General features: G+C 74.0%; 16 protein-coding genes and 2 pseudogenes. 13 read left to right on the top strand and 5 right to left on the bottom strand.

The genetic code is table 11. From position 1 onward, the window contains the following. Nucleotides 1-2: 2 nt before the first annotated feature. Entirely contained in the window at nt 3-752 is a 750-nt protein-coding gene (locus tag NFS20_RS00845) for a PAS and ANTAR domain-containing protein (protein ID WP_251149862.1), read from the bottom strand. A gap of 104 nt (nt 753-856) precedes the next feature. On the opposite strand from NFS20_RS00845, the gene NFS20_RS00840 reads away from it, so the two are divergent. After that, nucleotides 857-2,242, top strand: a complete 1,386-nt coding sequence (locus NFS20_RS00840; RefSeq protein WP_251149861.1) for a molybdopterin molybdotransferase MoeA — start codon at nt 857-859, stop codon at nt 2,240-2,242. A gap of 20 nt (nt 2,243-2,262) precedes the next feature. Here NFS20_RS00840 and NFS20_RS00835 read toward each other — a convergent pair whose 3' ends face one another. After that, the gene (locus tag NFS20_RS00835; RefSeq protein ID WP_251149860.1) at nt 2,263-2,676 is read right to left on the bottom strand and encodes a nuclear transport factor 2 family protein; all 414 of its coding nucleotides are present in this window, start codon (nt 2,674-2,676) and stop codon (nt 2,263-2,265) included. 88 nt (nt 2,677-2,764) lie between these two features. Here NFS20_RS00835 and NFS20_RS00830 point away from each other — a divergent pair, with 88 nt between their 5' ends. After that, the gene (locus NFS20_RS00830) at nt 2,765-3,556 is read left to right on the top strand and encodes a helix-turn-helix domain-containing protein (RefSeq protein ID WP_251149859.1); all 792 of its coding nucleotides are present in this window, start codon (nt 2,765-2,767) and stop codon (nt 3,554-3,556) included. Between the two features lie 35 nt (nt 3,557-3,591). Here NFS20_RS00830 and NFS20_RS00825 read toward each other — a convergent pair whose 3' ends face one another. Continuing rightward, nucleotides 3,592-4,263 (bottom strand): AIM24 family protein, encoded by a 672-nt coding sequence (locus NFS20_RS00825; RefSeq protein ID WP_251149858.1) that lies wholly within the window; start codon nt 4,261-4,263, stop codon nt 3,592-3,594. Nucleotides 4,264-4,354: 91 nt separating this feature from the next. Between NFS20_RS00825 and moaC the strand changes: the two genes are divergently transcribed. From moaC to NFS20_RS00805, 4 genes are all read left to right on the top strand, one after another. Continuing rightward, nucleotides 4,355-4,825, top strand: a complete 471-nt coding sequence (gene moaC, locus NFS20_RS00820; RefSeq protein WP_251149857.1) for a cyclic pyranopterin monophosphate synthase MoaC — start codon at nt 4,355-4,357, stop codon at nt 4,823-4,825. Between the two features lie 101 nt (nt 4,826-4,926). Beyond that, the gene (mobA, locus tag NFS20_RS00815; RefSeq protein WP_251149856.1) at nt 4,927-5,568 is read left to right on the top strand and encodes a molybdenum cofactor guanylyltransferase; all 642 of its coding nucleotides are present in this window, start codon (nt 4,927-4,929) and stop codon (nt 5,566-5,568) included. Continuing rightward, a complete protein-coding gene (locus NFS20_RS00810) occupies nt 5,565-5,849 on the top strand; it encodes a DUF6457 domain-containing protein (RefSeq protein ID WP_251149855.1) in 285 nt (94 codons plus the stop codon). The genes mobA and NFS20_RS00810 overlap by 4 nt, the downstream gene beginning before the upstream one ends. A 2-nt stretch (nt 5,850-5,851) precedes the next feature. Further along, nucleotides 5,852-6,088: a MoaD/ThiS family protein gene (locus NFS20_RS00805; RefSeq protein ID WP_251149854.1), complete on the top strand. Its 237-nt coding sequence runs from the start codon at nt 5,852-5,854 to the stop codon at nt 6,086-6,088. A gap of 35 nt (nt 6,089-6,123) precedes the next feature. Here NFS20_RS00805 and NFS20_RS00800 read toward each other — a convergent pair whose 3' ends face one another. Then, a complete protein-coding gene (locus NFS20_RS00800) occupies nt 6,124-6,639 on the bottom strand; it encodes a MogA/MoaB family molybdenum cofactor biosynthesis protein (RefSeq protein ID WP_251149853.1) in 516 nt (171 codons plus the stop codon). 129 nt (nt 6,640-6,768) lie between these two features. Between NFS20_RS00800 and NFS20_RS00795 the strand changes: the two genes are divergently transcribed. The 7 genes and pseudogenes from NFS20_RS00795 (at nt 6,769) to NFS20_RS00765 (ending at nt 16,235) form a co-directional block, all read left to right on the top strand. After that, nucleotides 6,769-7,869 (top strand): 3-keto-disaccharide hydrolase, encoded by a 1,101-nt coding sequence (locus tag NFS20_RS00795; RefSeq protein ID WP_251149852.1) that lies wholly within the window; start codon nt 6,769-6,771, stop codon nt 7,867-7,869. A gap of 114 nt (nt 7,870-7,983) precedes the next feature. Further along, nucleotides 7,984-9,318, top strand: a pseudogene (locus NFS20_RS00790) (molybdopterin-dependent oxidoreductase); the annotation flags it as partial. Between the two features lie 283 nt (nt 9,319-9,601). After that, a pseudogene (locus NFS20_RS00785) lies at nt 9,602-12,070 on the top strand (molybdopterin-dependent oxidoreductase); the annotation flags it as partial. Between the two features lie 85 nt (nt 12,071-12,155). After that, entirely contained in the window at nt 12,156-13,988 is a 1,833-nt protein-coding gene (gene narH, locus NFS20_RS00780) for a nitrate reductase subunit beta (protein ID WP_285821088.1), read from the top strand. Beyond that, a complete protein-coding gene (narJ, locus tag NFS20_RS00775; protein ID WP_251149850.1) occupies nt 13,985-14,788 on the top strand; it encodes a nitrate reductase molybdenum cofactor assembly chaperone in 804 nt (267 codons plus the stop codon). The genes narH and narJ overlap by 4 nt, the downstream gene beginning before the upstream one ends. Next, nucleotides 14,785-15,543, top strand: coding sequence for a respiratory nitrate reductase subunit gamma (gene narI / locus NFS20_RS00770; protein ID WP_251149849.1), 759 nt, complete (start codon nt 14,785-14,787; stop codon nt 15,541-15,543). Before narJ ends, narI begins: the two co-directional genes overlap by 4 nt. A gap of 119 nt (nt 15,544-15,662) precedes the next feature. Continuing rightward, entirely contained in the window at nt 15,663-16,235 is a 573-nt protein-coding gene (locus NFS20_RS00765) for a DoxX family protein (protein ID WP_251149848.1), read from the top strand. Nucleotides 16,236-16,341: 106 nt separating this feature from the next. Here the strand turns inward: NFS20_RS00765 and NFS20_RS00760 are convergent, their stop codons facing one another. Continuing rightward, nucleotides 16,342-16,836 (bottom strand): GNAT family N-acetyltransferase, encoded by a 495-nt coding sequence (locus NFS20_RS00760; RefSeq protein ID WP_251149847.1) that lies wholly within the window; start codon nt 16,834-16,836, stop codon nt 16,342-16,344. Nucleotides 16,837-16,870: the final 34 nt, after the last annotated feature.

Below are 16,870 nucleotides of genomic sequence, written 5' to 3'. Positions count from 1 at the left end.
GATCAGTTGCGGGCGGGCTCGCGACGTCGCGCGAGCTGGGCGTCGTGGGCGCGCGGCCGGGCCGGCGGCTTGACCGCGGCGAGCGCTCCGGCGACGGTCGCCTCGGCCGTCGGGCCGACCCCGCCCGCCTTCGTCAGTGCGGCCATCACCTGGGCCGCGGCGTCGTGCACGGGGGTCCCCGCCTCGCTCGCGCCCTCCGCGAGGAGCCGAGCGGCCTCCATGTCGTCCACGCCGTGGACCGCCATGAGGACGCCCTTCGCCTGCTCGACGGCGGCGGCGGTCACGAACGCCCGGGTCACCGCGCGGTTCGCCTCGCGGTCGAGCACCTCGCGCTGCACCGGCGTCACGTCGACGACGTACCCGGCGATCTCGACGACGCGCCCCCTCGCGTCGCGCCGCCCCTGCCCGGTGATGACGACGGTCCGCGCACGGCCGTGGCCGTCCACGATCCGGTGGGCGCACGAGAAGGGACGTCCCGTGCGCAGCGCCTCGGTCCCCACACGCACGACGCGGGCGCGGTCGTCCGGGTGCTTGCGCGAGCGCAGCGCGTCCAGCCCGGGCTCGACGTCGCCGGGCTCCCAGCCGTGCATCGTGTACACCTCGTCCGACCACCACCACGTGCCGGTGCCGATCTCGACCCGGTACTGCCCGACGAGGAGGTGCGTGCCGAGCGCGAGAACCTCGGCGAGGGACGCCGGGCGCACGGGGGTGGTCTGCGCGGGGCTGTCGGCGGTCACGGAGTTCGGGGCCATGTGGTCCTCCTGTATCCAGGGGGTTTTCGGGCCGCTTCTTGACTCCGCCTCCAACCTAGCCCAGTGGTCGACGGACGGCACCCGCACTTCGGTAGCGTGCGCCCATGACCCCTCCCGAGGACCGGCGGACCGTCGCGCAGCACGTGGACGCCGCGCTCGCCCTCGTCGCCCCCCTGCCGGTCGTGGAGCACGACCTCGACGCCGCGCTCGGTCGCGTGCTCGCCTCGGACGTGGTCTCGCTCCTCGACTCCCCCGCGTCCGACTCCTCGGCGATGGACGGCTACGCCGTCCGGACCGCCGACGTGCGAGGCGCCACGCCGACCGACCCCGTGACGCTGCGCGTCGTCGCGGACGTCCCGGCGGGCGGCCCGGGCGGCCCGGCCGGGGTGGACGGCGGACCCGGCGCTGCCGGACCACGCATCGGGCCCGGGGAGGCGGCGCGCATCATGACGGGGGCCGTCGTCCCGGCCGGCGCGGACGCCGTCGTGCCCGTGGAGGAGACGTCGACGGGCCGGTTCGTGCCCGGCTCGCCCGCGTCCCCGGACTCGTGGACCGGCACGGTGACGCTCCCCGTCGCAGGCCGGGGCGGTGCGCGACGCACCCACGTCCGCGCCCGGGGCGAGGACGTGCGGCGCGGCGACGTCGTGCTGGGGTCGGGCACGCGGCTGAGCGCGCGCCACGTCTCCGTGGCCGCGTCCGCGGGGTACGCGACGCTGCCCGTGCACCGCGAGCCGCGCGTCGCCGTCGTCTCGACGGGCAGCGAGCTCGTCGCCGCCGGGACGGTCCCCGGGCCCGGCATGCTCCCCGACTCGAACTCCGTGCTCGTCGCCGCCGCGGCGCGTTCCCTGGGCGCGCACGTCGTGCGGCGCGGTGCCGTGGGCGACACGGTCCAGGCCCTCGGCGTCGCGCTCGACGAGGTGCTCTCGGGCGCGTGGCCCGACGGCGCCGTCGCACCACCGGACCTCGTCGTCACCACGGGCGGGGTGAGCGCCGGGGCGTTCGACGTCGTCCGCGGGCTGCTCGACCCCGCCACCCGGGCCGGGACGCCCTGGGCGGACGCGGTCACCGACGCGCAGCTCGTCGCCGTCGGCATGCAGCCCGGCAAGCCCCAGGGCCTCGCGCGCTGGCGGGGCGTCCCGTGGCTGGCCCTGCCGGGCAACCCGGTGAGCGCGTTCGTGTCGTTCGAGCTGTTCGTCCGTCCGGTCGTGGACCGGCTGCGCGGCTGTCCGGAACCGCGGCGCGCCCTGGTCACCCGGGTGGCGGGCGAAGGGTGGGCGTCGCCACCCGGCCGCGAACAGCTCGTCCTCGTGCGGCACGCAGGGCCCGACGACGCGCGGGTCGTCCTCGCACGTCCGGTGCAGCGCGGTCGGGAGGGCTCCGGGTCGCACCGGCTCTCGGCGCTGGCGGTCGCCGACGCGGTGGCCGTCGTGCCGGCGGACGTCACGGCCCTGGCGGAGGGGGACGCGGTCCGCGTGCTCCTCCTGGACTAGGTCGAGTCTCCTCACCCGGGTCAGGCGTTTGATTCCCACCACCGCAGGTGCCCCGCCGCCTCCGCCGCCGGCTCGAGCACCTCCCACGCCTCGACGACCCGGCCGCCGTCGAACCGCCAGATGTCCACCCCGGTGACCGCGGGCCCACCCGGCAGGCGGCGTACGGAATGCATGACGACGTGGTCGCCGTCGGCCAGCAGGTGCTGGACGTCCACCTGCACGCCGCGGGCCTCGGCCACCGTCTCGCGGACGGCGGCGACCCATTCCTGCCGGCCCCGCGACGTCCCGTCAGGCCGATGGTGCACGAAGCTCTCGTCGAGCACGGGCACGAGTGCGCCGACGTCGCCCGCCAAGAACACCTCCCCGAGCACCCGCCGCACGGTGTCCACGTTCGTCTCCCCGGCGCTGCCGGTGGTCGTGCCCTGTGTGGTCATGACGCCCACCGTTCCCCGCCTCCCGCCCCCTGTCGATGACATGGCATGTCATGGCGCACCGTGCCGGCACCGTCTAGCGTCGACGACTGTGCACACGGTCGGGGAGCTGTTGACATCCTGGCGGCGTCGACGGCGCCTGAGCCAGCTGGACCTGGCCATCGCCGCCGACGTCTCGCCCCGGCACGTCAGCCTGGTCGAGACCGGCAGGTCCCACCCGAGCGCACCGATGATCCTGCGGCTCGCGGACCACCTCGACGTCCCGTTGCGCGACCGCAACCGCCTCCTGCTCGCCGCGGGCTTCGCCCCGCGCTTCCCGGAGCGCCCGCTCGACGACGACGAGCTGGCCGCGGCGCACCGCGCCGTGGCGCGGGTGATCCGCGCGCACGAGCCTTTCCCGGCGGTCGTCGTCGACGGCCGCTGGGACGTGATCATGACCAACCGGGCCGTCGAGCCGTTCTTCGCCCACGTCTCCCCCGACCTGCTGCGACCGCCCGTCAACCTGGTGCGCCTCGGCCTCGACCCGCGCGGGCTGGCACCGCTGGTCGTCAACCTGGCGGACGTGCGGGCAATGTTCCGCGCCCGGATCGGGCGCCAGCTCGCCGCCGCGCCGGACCCCGCCCTCACGGCGCTCTACGAGGAGCTGCTCGGCCCGGGTGCCGAGGAGGGGACGGAGCCGTCGATCGAGTCCGACGTCGCGATCCCCATGCACCTGCGCGTGGACGGCCAGGACCTGCGGCTGTTCTCGACCATCACGACCTTCGGTTCGCCACGAGACGTCACCCTCGACGAGGTCGCGGTCGAGATGTACTACCCGGCCGATCCCGAGAGCACCGCGTACTTCGAGGCGGGAGGCCCGCCCGAGGGGGGCCTGGCCAGCTAGCGCCCCACCGGCCGTGGGCCGGGGCGACCCGGGTACTACTTCGCGGCGGGGATCGGGTGCCCCTCCGAGGCCTGCACGACGACGATCCCCTGCCCGGACAGCGCGAGCTGGTACGCCTCGCCCGAGCCGCGGCCGATCGCGGCGCCCAGCTTCGCCGTCTTGCGGACCGCCGACTGCAGCGACGTCGACCAGAGGACCGCGGCCTGCATGTCGACGAACGTCGGCACGTCGACGCTCAGCACGACCGGCGTGCCGTACGCGGTCACGGCGATCGAGCCCGTGCCGCGGAACGTCGTGTTGAACAGCCCGCCGCTCATCATCGACGCACCCTCGACGCGGTTGATGTCCCACGTCAGGCTGCTCTCGAACGCGAGCACGTTGGCGCCGTTGACCGTGACGCCCTCGTCCTCGAGGTGGAGCACGAACACCTGGTCGGCGTCCTGCGCGAGGAACACGTCACCGCTCCCGGAGACCTTCATGAGGGACATCCCCTCGCCGGTGAAGGCCTTCTTGAACATCTTCCCGAGGCCGCCCGAGCCCTCGTACGCGAAGTCGACGTCACCCTGGTAGGCGACCATCGAGCCCTGCTTGGCGAAGAAGAACCCGCCCGTGCCGGTCAGGTCGACCTTGAGCATGCGGTCGTTCTGGAGCTGGAAGCTGCCGGGCTCGACGGAGCGCTCGGCGTGGTCGAGGAGTGAGCTGCGCATGCCCTCGATCCTGCGGCACGGCGGCGCCCGTGGCAACGACCGCACACCTCGTCGTGGCGGAGACCGCGGGGAGCCGTGGAAGAGTGGGCGCATGAGCTTCACGCACCTCGACGAGCGCGGCCACGCGCGCATGGTGGACGTCACCGAGAAGCAGCCGACGGTCCGGTCCGCGACGGCCACGGGCGTCGTGCGGTGCTCGCCGCACGTCGTCGCGGCGCTGCGCGACGGCGCCGTCCCGAAGGGCGACGTGCTCGCCGTCGCACGCGTCGCCGGGATCGCCGCCGCCAAGCGCACGGCCGAGCTCCTGCCGCTCGCGCACGTCATCGGCGTGCACGGCGCGGTCGTCGACCTGACCGTGGGCGACCACGGGGTGGACGTGACGGCCACCGTCCGCACGGCCGACCGCACGGGTGTCGAGATGGAGGCGCTCACCGCCGTCGCCGTCGCCGGCCTCGCCGTCGTCGACATGGTCAAGGGCCTCGACAAGTCGGTCGAGCTCACGGACGTCCGCCTCGTCGCGAAGACCGGCGGCAAGTCCGGCGACTGGCACCGCGAGCCGTGACCCGGCACGCCGACGGTTCGGCAGCCGGCGCTCCGGTTCGGCAGCTGCCGGACCGTGCCTCGGGTGCCGAACCGTCCGGACCTCCGCCGTACGACGCCGTGGTGCTCGCCGGCGGGCGCGCGGAGCGGCTCGGGACGCCGAAGCCGGGCCTCGTCGTCGCCGGCCGACCCCTGCTCGAGCACGCGCTCGCGGCGACGTCGGGCGCGCGGGCGACGGTCGTCGTCGGGCCGGCCGACCTCGCCGACCCCACCGTCGGGCCGGCCCGCTACCTGCTGACGCGCGAGGACCCCCCGTTCGGCGGGCCGGCGGCCGGGATCGCGGCGGGCCTCGCCGCCCTGCCCGCCGACGCCGCCGCACCCTGGGTGCTCGTGCTCGCGTGCGACGTCCCCCAGGCCGCGGACGCCGTCCCGCTCCTGCTCGCGGCAGCCGCGGGCTCCGACACCGACGCCACCGGCGACCGCGTGGACGCGGTCCGCGCCGTGCGCGACGGCCGCGACCAGTGGCTCGTGGGTCTCTACCGCCGTGACGCGCTCGACGCCGCGGTCGCGCGGCTGCGCGCGGCGGGTGGCGTCGACGGCGCGCCCGCCCACCGCCTGCTCGGCGCGCTGCCGGCCCGGACCGTCGACGACGCGGCCGGCCTCACCGACGACGTGGACACGTGGCAGGATGCCCACGAGCACGACCGTCGCGCCGGGACCGACCGCGCGGCGGACGCCACCCCCGAGGACAGGAGGCCGCGATGACCAACCTCGAGCGCTGGGTGGACGCCCTCGTCGACGAGTACGACCTCGACCCCGAGGTCGTCGACATCGGGGCCGTCCTCGACCTCGCGCGCGACGCGGCCCACGGCGTCGAGCGTCCTGCGGCCCCGCTCACGACGTTCATCGCGGGGTACGTCGCCGGGATGGCCGCGGGCGAGGGGGCCGACCACCCGATCGAGGACGTGCTGGCTCGCGCCACCGAGCTCGCTCTCGCCTGGACCGTGGAGCCCGAGCTGCCCGGCACCGAGACGCCGGAGGCCTGACCGTGGCGACCGTCCGGTACTTCGCCGGTGCCCGCGAGGCCGCGGGGGTCGAGTCGGAGACCGTCGTCGCGACGACCGTCGGCGCGCTGCACGCGGCGCTCGTCTCGCGGCACCCGGCCCTGGCCGACGTCCTGCCGCGCTGCTCGCTGCTCGTGGGCGGCGTCCGCGCGTCCGACGACGCCGCACCCGTGAGCGCCGACGAGCTCGTCGACGTCCTGCCACCCTTCGCCGGGGGCTGACGCCCGGAGTTCGGCGCGGACCTGCGACCGCGAGGTCAGTGGTCGCCGCCGCCGAGCTGCGACAGCACGTGCGGCACGAGCGGCTCGAGAACGGCCCAGCCGTCGCGCACCCCGCCCGTCGAACCGGGCAGGTTGACGACGAGCACGCGACCGTCCGGTCCCGGGGAGGTCCCGGCGATCCCGCGCGACAGCACCGCGGCGGCCACGTGCGCGGCGCCGCGCCGACGCAGCTCCTCGGCGATGCCGGGGACCTCCTGGTCCACGACCAGGCGCGTCCCCTCGGGCGTCAGGTCGCGTGGCCCGACGCCGGTCCCGCCCGTCGTCAGCACGACGCGCGCCCCGGAGGCGACGGCCCGGGCGACGGCGTCGCGGACCGACGCGGCGCCGTCGGGCACGAGGTCGGTGCCGACGCGGCGGTACCCCGCGTCCGCGAGGAGCCCGACCAGGAGCGGGCCGGACCGGTCCTCGGCCTCACCGCGCGCACAGCGGTCGGACACGGTGACGACGACGACGTGGACGTCGACGGAGGGCTGTCGCGGGTGCTCGCTCATGGGGGCACGGTACCGACGCCGGAGCCGGCGCAGCCGTCGCGCGAGACCACGGGGCACGTGCCTAGGGTGGGTGGAGGGATGACGGCACCGGCGCCGCTCCCTCGTGGCCCGCCGAACGAAGGAGTTCCGATGAGCACCTCCCGGTCCGTGACCTCCCGCCGCGCGCCCCGGTGGGGAACCGGGCACGCTGCCCGGCTCGCCGGCGGCACCGCGGTCGTCGTGGCGTTCGCCCTCGCGACGCCTGCCTCCGCCGCCCCGGTCGTCACCCCCCAGGCTGCCGACGACGGCTACGAGGTGATCTTCGACGGGACGCAGGAGTCGTTCGACGCGTGGGAGTACGCCGGCGACGGCGGGTTCGACCTGCTCGACGACGGCACGATCCGCAGCCGGGTCGGCGAGGACGGCGGTTTCGGCACGCTCTGGTACCCGGTCCGCCAGTACGGCGATTTCTCCCTGACGCTCGAGTTCCGCGACGACGCCCCGGGCGACCTGCGCGGGAACAGCGGCGTGCAGGTCCGCTTCCCCGCCCTGGACGGGCCCGTCGAAGGCTGCCCGACGACCTTCAACGGGAGCGAGACCGGCAACCTGTCGTGGATCGCGGTGAACTGCGGCCACGAGATCCAGGTGAACGACTCGCCCGAGGGCGGGTCGAACGACCCGCGCAAGACGGGGTCGATCTACGGCTTCGCCGACATCGGGCTCGACCGGGCCATGCCCACGCCCAAGGGGACGTGGAACGAGCTGGAGGTGCGCGTCGTCGGGCAGCACTACACGGTGATCCGCAACGGCGTCGTGATCAACGAGTACGAGAACCTGCCCGGCGTCCCCTTCCCGGGCCGGCCGCTCGACCCGGACTCGAGCAGCCGCGGCCTGGTCGGGTACGTGGGGGTGCAGGCGCACGGCTCCGCGCCGGACGTGGTGTCGTACCGCGACATCCGGGTGCGCGAGCTGCCGCCCGTGACGACGCAGGCCGACGTCCGCTGCCTCGCCGGGACGGCGTACGTCGCCGTCCGCGCGGAGAACGTCGGGGACACCCCGGTCGACGTGACCCTCGCGACGCCCACCGGGGAGCGCACGTTCACGGACGTCGCGCCGCAGCGCAGCGCCTACCAGTCGTTCAGCACCCGGGCGGCGTCGGTCGCGGCGGGCTCCGTGTCCCTCACCGTCGTCGGGGACGACGGCGAACCGGTCGTCGTCGAGACCCCGTTCGCGGCGGCCGACTGCGGCTGACCACCCGCAGGAGCCGGCACGTCGGGGACCGCGCGCTCGCCGCGCGGTCCCCGACGTTCCTCGGCATAGTGGACGACGACCGACCACGCCCACCCTGCTCGCCCAGGAGGCCGCATGTCGCAGTCCACCGTGCCCGACAACGCCGTCGAGGACGCGCTGCTCCGCCTGGGCAAGCACCTGCGCCGCGGCGAGGTGTCCGCCGACCTCCGTCACGTCTTCCTGCGCGGCGGTCGCGAGGGCGACGTCTTCTACCGGGACCGGTGGTCGCACGACAAGGTCGTGCGCTCGACGCACGGCGTGAACTGCACGGGGTCGTGCTCGTGGAAGGTGTACGTCAAGGACGGCATCATCACGTGGGAGACGCAGCAGACGGACTACCCCTCGGTGGGCCCGGACTCGCCGGAGTACGAGCCACGGGGGTGCCCGCGCGGCGCCGCGTTCTCCTGGTACACCTACTCCCCCACACGGGTCCGCTACCCGTACGTGCGCGGCGTCCTGCTCGACCTGTACCGGCGGGCGAAGGCGACCGTCGGGGGCGACCCGGTGCTCGCGTGGGAGTTCCTCACGTCCGACCCGGACGCCTCGCGCGCCTACAAGGCGGCGCGCGGCAAGGGCGGGCTCGTGCGCGCGTCGTGGGACGAGGCGGCGGAGATCGTCGCGGCGGCGCACGTGCACACGATCAAGCGGTGGGGCCCCGACCGCGTCGCCGGGTTCTCCCCGATCCCCGCGATGTCGATGGTGTCGCACGGCGTCGGCGCGCGGTTCGTGCAGATGCTCGGCGGCACGATGCTCTCGTTCTACGACTGGTACGCCGACCTCCCGGTCGCGTCGCCCCAGGTCTTCGGCGACCAGACCGACGTCCCGGAGTCCGCCGACTGGTGGAACTCGACCTACTGCATCATGTGGGGCTCGAACGTCCCCGTGACCCGCACGCCCGACGCCCACTTCATGGCCGAGGCGCGCTACCGCGGCCAGAAGGTCGTGGTCGTCTCGCCGGACTACGCGGACAACACGAAGTTCGCCGACGAGTGGCTCGCCCCGCAGCCGGGCACGGACGGCGCCGTCGCCCAGGCCATGGGCCACGTGATCCTCACCGAGCACTACGCCCGACGCCGCACGCCCGAGTTCGCGCAGTACGGCGCCCGCTTCACGGACCTCCCGCACCTCGTGCGCCTCGAGCAGCGCGACGACGGCACGTACCTCCCGGCCAAGTTCCTCACCGCCGCGGACCTGCCCGACCAGATGCTCGCCGCGGCCGCCGCTGCGCCCGCGCCCGACGGCTCCCCGCCCGCGAACGCGGCGTTCAAGACGGTGGTCCTCGACGCCGACGGCACGCCCCGGATCCCGAACGGCTCCCTCGGCCACCGCTACGGCGACGCCGACGCGGGCCGCTGGAACCTCGACCTGGGCGACATCGACCCGCTCCTCTCCGTCGCCGACCCGCACGGCGCCTTCTTCGGCGCCCCGGGCGGCGCCCCGACCCGCGGCTCGACCGACGGCGGTACTACCTCGCCAGACCGCGGTACTACCTCAGCGGACCGCGGTACTACCTCGGCAGCGCACGAAGGCGAGACGGCCGCGGAGGCGGGGACGGGGGCGGCGTCGGAGGCGAAGGGCGTGGCGGGCCTGGCGGGAGCGACGCGAGGGACGAGCGGCGCGGAGGGTAGCCCGAGCCCCGACGCCGCCCGCCCCCGCCCCCGCCGGACCCGGCCACAGCGCCCCGGACACCTACGAGACGGTCCAGGTCGCGCTCCCGCGGTTCGACCTCGACCCGACGCCGGGCGACGACGCCTCCGCCCACACGGGCGGCTCCGGCGTCGTCGTGCGCGGTGTCCCGGTGCGCCGCGTCGGGGACCACGTGGTGACGACGGTCCTGGACCTCATGCTCGCGCAGTACGGCGTCGACCGGCCGGAGCTCGGCCTGCCGGGCGAGTGGCCGACGGGCTACGACGACCCCTCGACGCCGGGCACGCCGGCGTGGCAGGAGCAGTTCACGGGGGTGCCCGCGCCGGCCGCGGAGCGCATCGGCCGGGAGTTCGCGCAGAACGCGCTCGACTCGGGCGGGCGCTCGATGATCATCATGGGCGCGGGCGCGAACCACTGGTTCCACTCGGACACGATCTACCGCGCGATGCTGGCGCTGACGACGCTCACGGGCTGCCAGGGCGTGAACGGCGGCGGCTGGGCGCACTACGTGGGGCAGGAGAAGTGCCGCCCGGTCACGGGCTGGGCGCAGTACGCGGGCGGGCTGGACTGGGTGCGCCCGCCGCGGCAGATGATCGGGACGGCGTTCTGGTACCTCGCGACGGACCAGTGGCGCTACGACGGGCTGCCGGCGGACGCCCTGGCGTCGCCGCTCGCGCAGGGGCAGTTCGCCGGGCGCACGACGGCCGACACGCTCGTCGAGTCGGCGCAGCGCGGGTGGATGCCGAGCTACCCGACGTTCGACCGCAACCCGCTCGACCTGGTGGACGAGGCGCGCGCGGCGGGCAAGGAGCCCGCGCAGCACGTCGTCGACGAGCTGAGGTCGGGGAACCTGCGGTTCGCGTGCGAGGACCCGGACGCGTCGGAGAACTTCCCGCGCGTCGTGACGGTGTGGCGCGCGAACATCCTCGGGTCGTCGGGCAAGGGCAACGAGTACTTCCTCAAGCACCTGCTGGGCACGGACGCGGCGGTGAACGCGTCGGAGTCGGGGCCCGACCGGCGGCCGCAGACCATGACGTGGCGCGACGAGGCGCCGCAGGGCAAGCTCGACCTGCTCGTGACGATGGACTTCCGCATGACGTCGACGACGCTGTTCAGCGACGTCGTGCTGCCGGCCGCGACCTGGTACGAGAAGCACGACCTGTCGTCGACGGACATGCACCCGTTCGTGCACTCGTTCAACCCGGCGGTCGACCCGCCGTGGCAGACGCGCACGGACTTCGCGACGTTCCACACGATCGCGGCGAAGGTCTCCGAGATGGCGGTGACGCACCTCGGGGTGCGCGAGGACCTCGTCGCCGTGCCGCTGCAGCACGACACCCCCGACGAGATGGCGGTGCCGCACGGCGCGCTCCCCGACTCCGGCGCCCCGATGACGGAGCGCGAGCTCGTGCCCGGCCGCACCATGCCGAAGCTCGTCGTCGTGGAGCGCGACTACCCCGCGTTCGCGGCGCGCATGGCGGCGCTCGGACCGCTCACTGACACCGCCGGGATGGCGACGAAGGGCGTCGCGTTCATGCCGGACGAGGAGGTGCGCCGCCTGGGCCGGAGCAACGGCGTCGTCCAGGACGGACCGGCCGCCGGGCGCCCGCGCCTCGACAAGGACACGCACGCGTGCGAGATGATCCTCGCCCTGTCCGGGACGACGAACGGCCGGCTCGCGGTGCAGGGGTTCGAGAACCTCGAGAAGCGCACGGGCACGCCGCTCGCGGACCTGGCCCGCGAGGAGGAGGGCGTGCGGATCACGTTCCCGGACGTGCAGTCGCGCCCGACGGCGGTCGTCACGTCTCCCGAGTGGTCCGGCTCGGAGCACGGCGGGCGTCGGTACTCGGCGTTCGTCGTCAACGTGGAGCGGCTCAAGCCGTGGCACACGCTCACCGGGCGCCAGCACTTCTACCTCGACCACGACTGGATGATCGAGCTGGGCGAGCACCTGCCGGTGTTCCGGCCGCCGCTCGACATGCACCGCCTGTTCGGCGACTCGCCCGTGGTGGGCGACACGTCGCCGTCGGGCTACCCGGGCTCGGACGGGCACGCCGAGGTCGCGGTCCGGTACCTCACCCCGCACAACAAGTGGTCGATCCACTCGGAGTACCAGGACAACCTCTTCATGCTGTCGCTGTCGCGCGGCGGGCCGAACGTGTGGATGAGCCCCGCCGACGCGGCGAAGATCGGCGTCGCGGACAACGAGTGGATCGAGGCGTACAACCGCAACGGCGTCGTCGTGGCACGCGCGGTCGTGAGCCACCGCATGCCCGAGGGCACGGTCTACATGCACCACGCGACCGACCGGACGATCGACGTGCCCCTCGCGGAGACGTCGGGGCTGCGCGGCGGCATCCACAACTCGCTGACGCGGATCCTCCTCAAGCCGACGCATCTCGCGGGCGGGTACGCGCAGCTGTCGTACGCGTTCAACTACCTCGGCCCGACGGGCAACCAGCGGGACGAGATGACGGTGATCCGGCGGCGCTCGCAGGAGGTCCGGTACCAGTGAAGGTCGGTGGAACGGTGACGCGCAGGGCGAGGGACGAGTCCGGAGCGGAACGTGACCGTGTCGACCGGCGCGAGGGGGTGACGGCGTGAGAGTCATGGCGCAGATGTCGATGGTCATGAACCTCGACAAGTGCATCGGGTGCCACACGTGCTCGGTGACGTGCAAGCAGGCGTGGACGAACCGCACGGGCGTGGAGTACGTGTGGTTCAACAACGTCGAGACGCGCCCGGGGCTGGGCTACCCGCGGACGTACCAGGACCAGGAGAGGTGGGAGGGCGGCTGGGTCCGCACGAGGAGCGGGAAGCTCAAGCTGCGCGCCGGCGGGCGGCTCAAGAAGCTCGCGACGATCTTCTCCAACCCGAAGCTGCCGTCGATCCACGACTACTACGAGCCGTGGACCTACGAGTACGACATGCTCCTCTCGGCGCCGCAGGGCAAGCACACACCCGTCGCGCGCCCCAAGTCGTTGCTCACGGGCGAGAACATGCAGATCTCGTGGTCGGCGAACTGGGACGACGACCTCGGGGGCTCCACGGCGACCATGCAGCAGGACCCGGTGCTGCAGCACATGAGCGAGCACGTCGCCGAAGAGCTCGAGAAGACGTTTATGTTCTACCTGCCGCGCATCTGCGAGCACTGCCTCAACCCGGCGTGCGTGGCGTCGTGCCCGTCCGGCGCGATGTACAAGCGGGCCGAGGACGGCATCGTGCTCGTCGACCAGGACCAGTGCCGCGGCTGGCGCATGTGCGTGACCGGATGCCCGTACAAGAAGGTCTACTTCAACCACAAGACCGGCAAGGCCGAGAAGTGCACGCTGTGCTACCCGCGGCTCGAGGTGGGGCTGCCGACGGTGTGCTCCGAGACGTGCGTGGGCCGCCTGCGCTACCTCGGTCTCGTGCTCTACGACGCCGACCGCGTCTCGACCGCCGCGGCCGCCGAGGACGAGCACGACCTGCTCGCCGCGCAGCGCTCGATCCTGCTCGACCCGCACGACCCCGAGGTCGTCGCCGCGGCCCGTCGCGAGGGCATCCCCGACGACTGGATCACCGCGGCGCAGGCGTCGCCGATCTGGAAGCTCATCTCCGAGTACGAGGTCGCGCTGCCGCTGCACCCCGAGTACCGCACGCTCCCGATGGTCTGGTACATCCCACCGCTGTCCCCTGTCGTCGACACCGTCACGGCGTCCGGCAACGACGGCGAGGACGGGCGCACGCTCTTCGCCGCGATCTCGCAGCTGCGCATCCCGCTCGAGTACCTCGCCGGGCTGTTCACCGCGGGCGACACGGCACCTGTGGAGAAGGTGCTGCGACGCCTCGCGGCGATGCGCTCGTCGATGCGCGAGGTCAACCTCGGCAACGCGTTCCCCGAGGAGAACGCGACCGCGGTCGGGATGACGGGACGCGAGGTGCAGGAGATGTACCGGCTCCTGGCGATCGCGAAGTACGAGGAGCGCTACGTCATCCCCACCGCGCACACGGAGATCGCGCGCGAGCTCGACGAGATGGCGTGCTCGCTCGACGTCGACGGCGGCCCGGGCATGGGCGGGTACGGCGGGACGACCATGGGTGGCGGTGGACCGTTCGGGTCGTCCTCCGGGCAGCCGATGCCCGTCGCCGTCGAGAACTTCCACGTGCTCCAGGCCCGCCAGACGGCGGACTCGCCGCACGAGCCGTCGACCACGTCGCGCGTGAACCTGCTCAACTGGGACGGCAGGGGGCGTCCCGCCGGGCTGTTCCCGCCCGAGATGGAGACGGGTCACGCGGCGGCGGTCGGGCAGGGCGGCGGCACCCCGCCCGGTGCGCCCGGCACGCTTCCCGGTGGACGGCAGGACGCGCGCCACGACGCCCCCGGCGGCGTGGAGTCGTCGGGCGAGCCCCCGAGTCCCGGACCCCCGGACACCACGGGCGGTGTGCGATGACCTCGCTCCTCCCGCTGCCCCGCCTGCGCCCAGGGGCCCGACGCCGCGGCGCCAGGACCGCCGACGACGCCGCCCGGGCGGTCGCCCCCGTCCCCACGACGGCGGCCCAGCGCCGGACCGCGCACATGGCCGCCTCGCTCCTGCTCGCCTATCCCGACGACGACGTGCTCGCCGCCGCTGCCGCCGTCCGGCCCGCCCTGCCCGGGCTGCCGGCCCCGGTGGCCGAGCGGCTCGGCGGGTTCTGCGACCTGCTGGACCACGCGGCGTCGGGCACGGGCGGGACGGACGGACCCGGTCCCCGCGGGCTCCGCGAGCTCCAGGCGCTCTACGTCGCGACGTTCGACCTCAAGCGCAAGTGCTCGATGTACCTCTCGTACTACGCCGCCGGGGACACCCGGAGGCGCGGGATCGCGCTCGTCCGGTTCGTCGAGGCGTACCGTGCCGCCGGCTGGGAGCTCGCCGCCCGGACGTCCGCGGGCGGGCCGGAGCTGCCGGACTACCTGCCGACCGTGCTCGAGTTCTCGGCCCGCACGACCGGCGACGACGCGACCATCGCCGCCGGGCTCCTGGGCATGCACCGCGACGGGATCGAGGTGCTGCGGGCGGCGCTCGCGGACACGGGAGCGCCGTGGACAGGGGTCGTCGAAGCCGTGTGCCTCACGCTGCCGCCGCTCGACGAGGCGGCCGAGCGCCGCTACGAGGCGCTCGTCACGGCGGGCCCGCCGAGCGAGATGGTCGGGCTCGAGGGGCTCGCGCCGTTCGGGCCGACGGACACGGACGAGCGGGGTGGACGGCGATGAGCGGCGTGAGCGCGGGCGAGGTCCTGCTCTGGGTCGTGCTGCCGTACGTGACGTTCGCGGTGCTCGTCGTCGGGTCGATCTGGCGGTACCGCTACGACAAGTTCGGCTGGACCACCCGGTCGAGCGAGCTCTACGAGAAGAGGCTCCTGCGCCTCGGCTCGCCGCTGTTCCACTTCGGGCTGCTGTTCGTCGTGCTCGGGCACCTGCTGGGGCTCGTCGTGCCGAAGGCGTGGACCGAGGCCGTCGGCATCAGCGAGGGGTTCTACCACTTCATCGCGACGTCGATGGGAACGGTCGCGGCCGTCGTCGCCGTCGCGGGACTCCTCATCCTCATCTACCGGCGGCGCACCACCGGGCCCGTGTTCCTCGCGACGACGCGCGTGGACAAGGGGATGTACGTGTTCCTCGGGGCATCCATCCTCTCGGGGGCGTGGGCCACCGTGCAGACCCAGATCCTGGCGGGCGGCCACGGCTACGACTACCGCGAGACGATCTCCCCCTGGTACCGCTCGCTCTGGTACCTCCAGCCGCAGCCCGAGCTGATGGCCGGGGTCCCCACCGCGTTCCAGGTCCACGTCGTCGCCGCGATGCTCCTGTTCGCCGTGTGGCCGTTCACGCGCCTCGTGCACGCCTTCTCGGCGCCGGTCCCGTACCTGTTCAGGCCCTACGTCGTGTACCGCTCGCGCGACGCGTCGACGACGTCGCGCGAGCCGCGACCCGGCTGGGACCCGTCCTCCGCGCCGAAGCGGCGGTGACGGCACTCCGCCACCCGCCTGGGTGAAAACGGCGCGAGGACGCCCCACGGGGTCCTGCGCTCCCCTCCTTCCAGAGGCGGCCACACCGGCTGCTCCCACCACCTGGAGGAGGCTTCACCATGTTCCACCCGGCCCCGACACACGCCACCCCGGCCGTCGCACCACGTCCGGTGGTCACCGCCGGTCCCGCCGCTCCGGCCGCCGCCCCGCCGACGCGTCAGCTCGTCGCCACGGTCACCGGGCACGTCGACACCGCCGTCGCCGCGACCGCGCGGTTCCTCACACGCTGGTCGGTGCCGGCGCTGCGCGTCGCGATCGGCCTGGTCTTCCTCGGCTTCGGCGTCCTGAAGTTCGTGCCGGGCGGCAGCCCTGCCGAGACCATCGCCGCACGCACCGTCGAGACGCTCACGTTCGGGCTCGTCGGCGGCACCGCTGCGGTGCTCTTCACCGCCGTGCTCGAGACGTTCATCGGCCTGTCTCTCGTCACCGGCCGCTTCCTGAAGATCGGCCTGCTCGCGCTCGCCGTCGCCCTGGTCGGCATCCTGTCCCCGCTGCTCCTGTTCTTCGGCGAGCTCTTCGGCGACGGCATGACGCTCATGGGCCAGTACGTCCTCAAGGACGCCGTGCTCGTCGCAGGCGCCTCCGTGGTCGCGGCCGTCGCGCTCGGTGCACGCCTGAAGCTCGAGGCATGACCGCACCGCACGCCGACAGCACCACCACCGCCGAGAAGTGGGTTTCCGCCCCGGGATCAGCAGAGCTCGGGGCGGGAACCCACTTCTCGGCGGTGGTGGCCGTCGGTCAGCGGACCTGGAGGCCCAGGGTCATGAACACGCTGTTCGGGTCGTCGGTGTAGTCGGCGAACGGCGGGGACCCGACGAACCCGTGCCGCGCGTAGAGACGACGCGCCGGAGCGAAGTAGGCCTCCGTGCCGGTCTCCAGGCTCACCCGGTCCATCCCTCGGCGTCGTGCCTCGTCGAGCAGGAACACCAGCACCGTCGTCGCGACCCCTCGCCCGCGCGCGGCCGCCGTCGTGCGCATCGACTTGAGCTCCCCGAGCCCGCCCGCGTGCTCCTTGAGCGCGCCGCAGCCGAGCAGGGTCCCCTCGGCCGAGCGCGCCGTGACGAACGTGATCTCCGGGACCCGCAGCCGCTCGACGTCGAGCGCGTGCACGCTCTCCGGCGGCGACGTCGCGAACATGTCGTCGAGGTGCTCCTGCAGCAGCGCGAGGACGTCGGTCGCCGACGGGTCCTCGACGGCGACGCGCACGTCGCCCCGGGTGGTCGTGTCGTTCACGGGACGAGGGTGCCACACCCCCCGATCGTGGAGC

It is taken from the genome of Cellulosimicrobium sp. Marseille-Q4280 (genome assembly GCF_943181405.1).
Taxonomy (GTDB): Bacteria; Actinomycetota; Actinomycetes; order Actinomycetales; family Cellulomonadaceae; genus Cellulosimicrobium.
The sequence above is the reverse complement of the archived record's forward strand: the minus strand, read 5'-3'. Positions and strand labels throughout refer to the sequence as shown.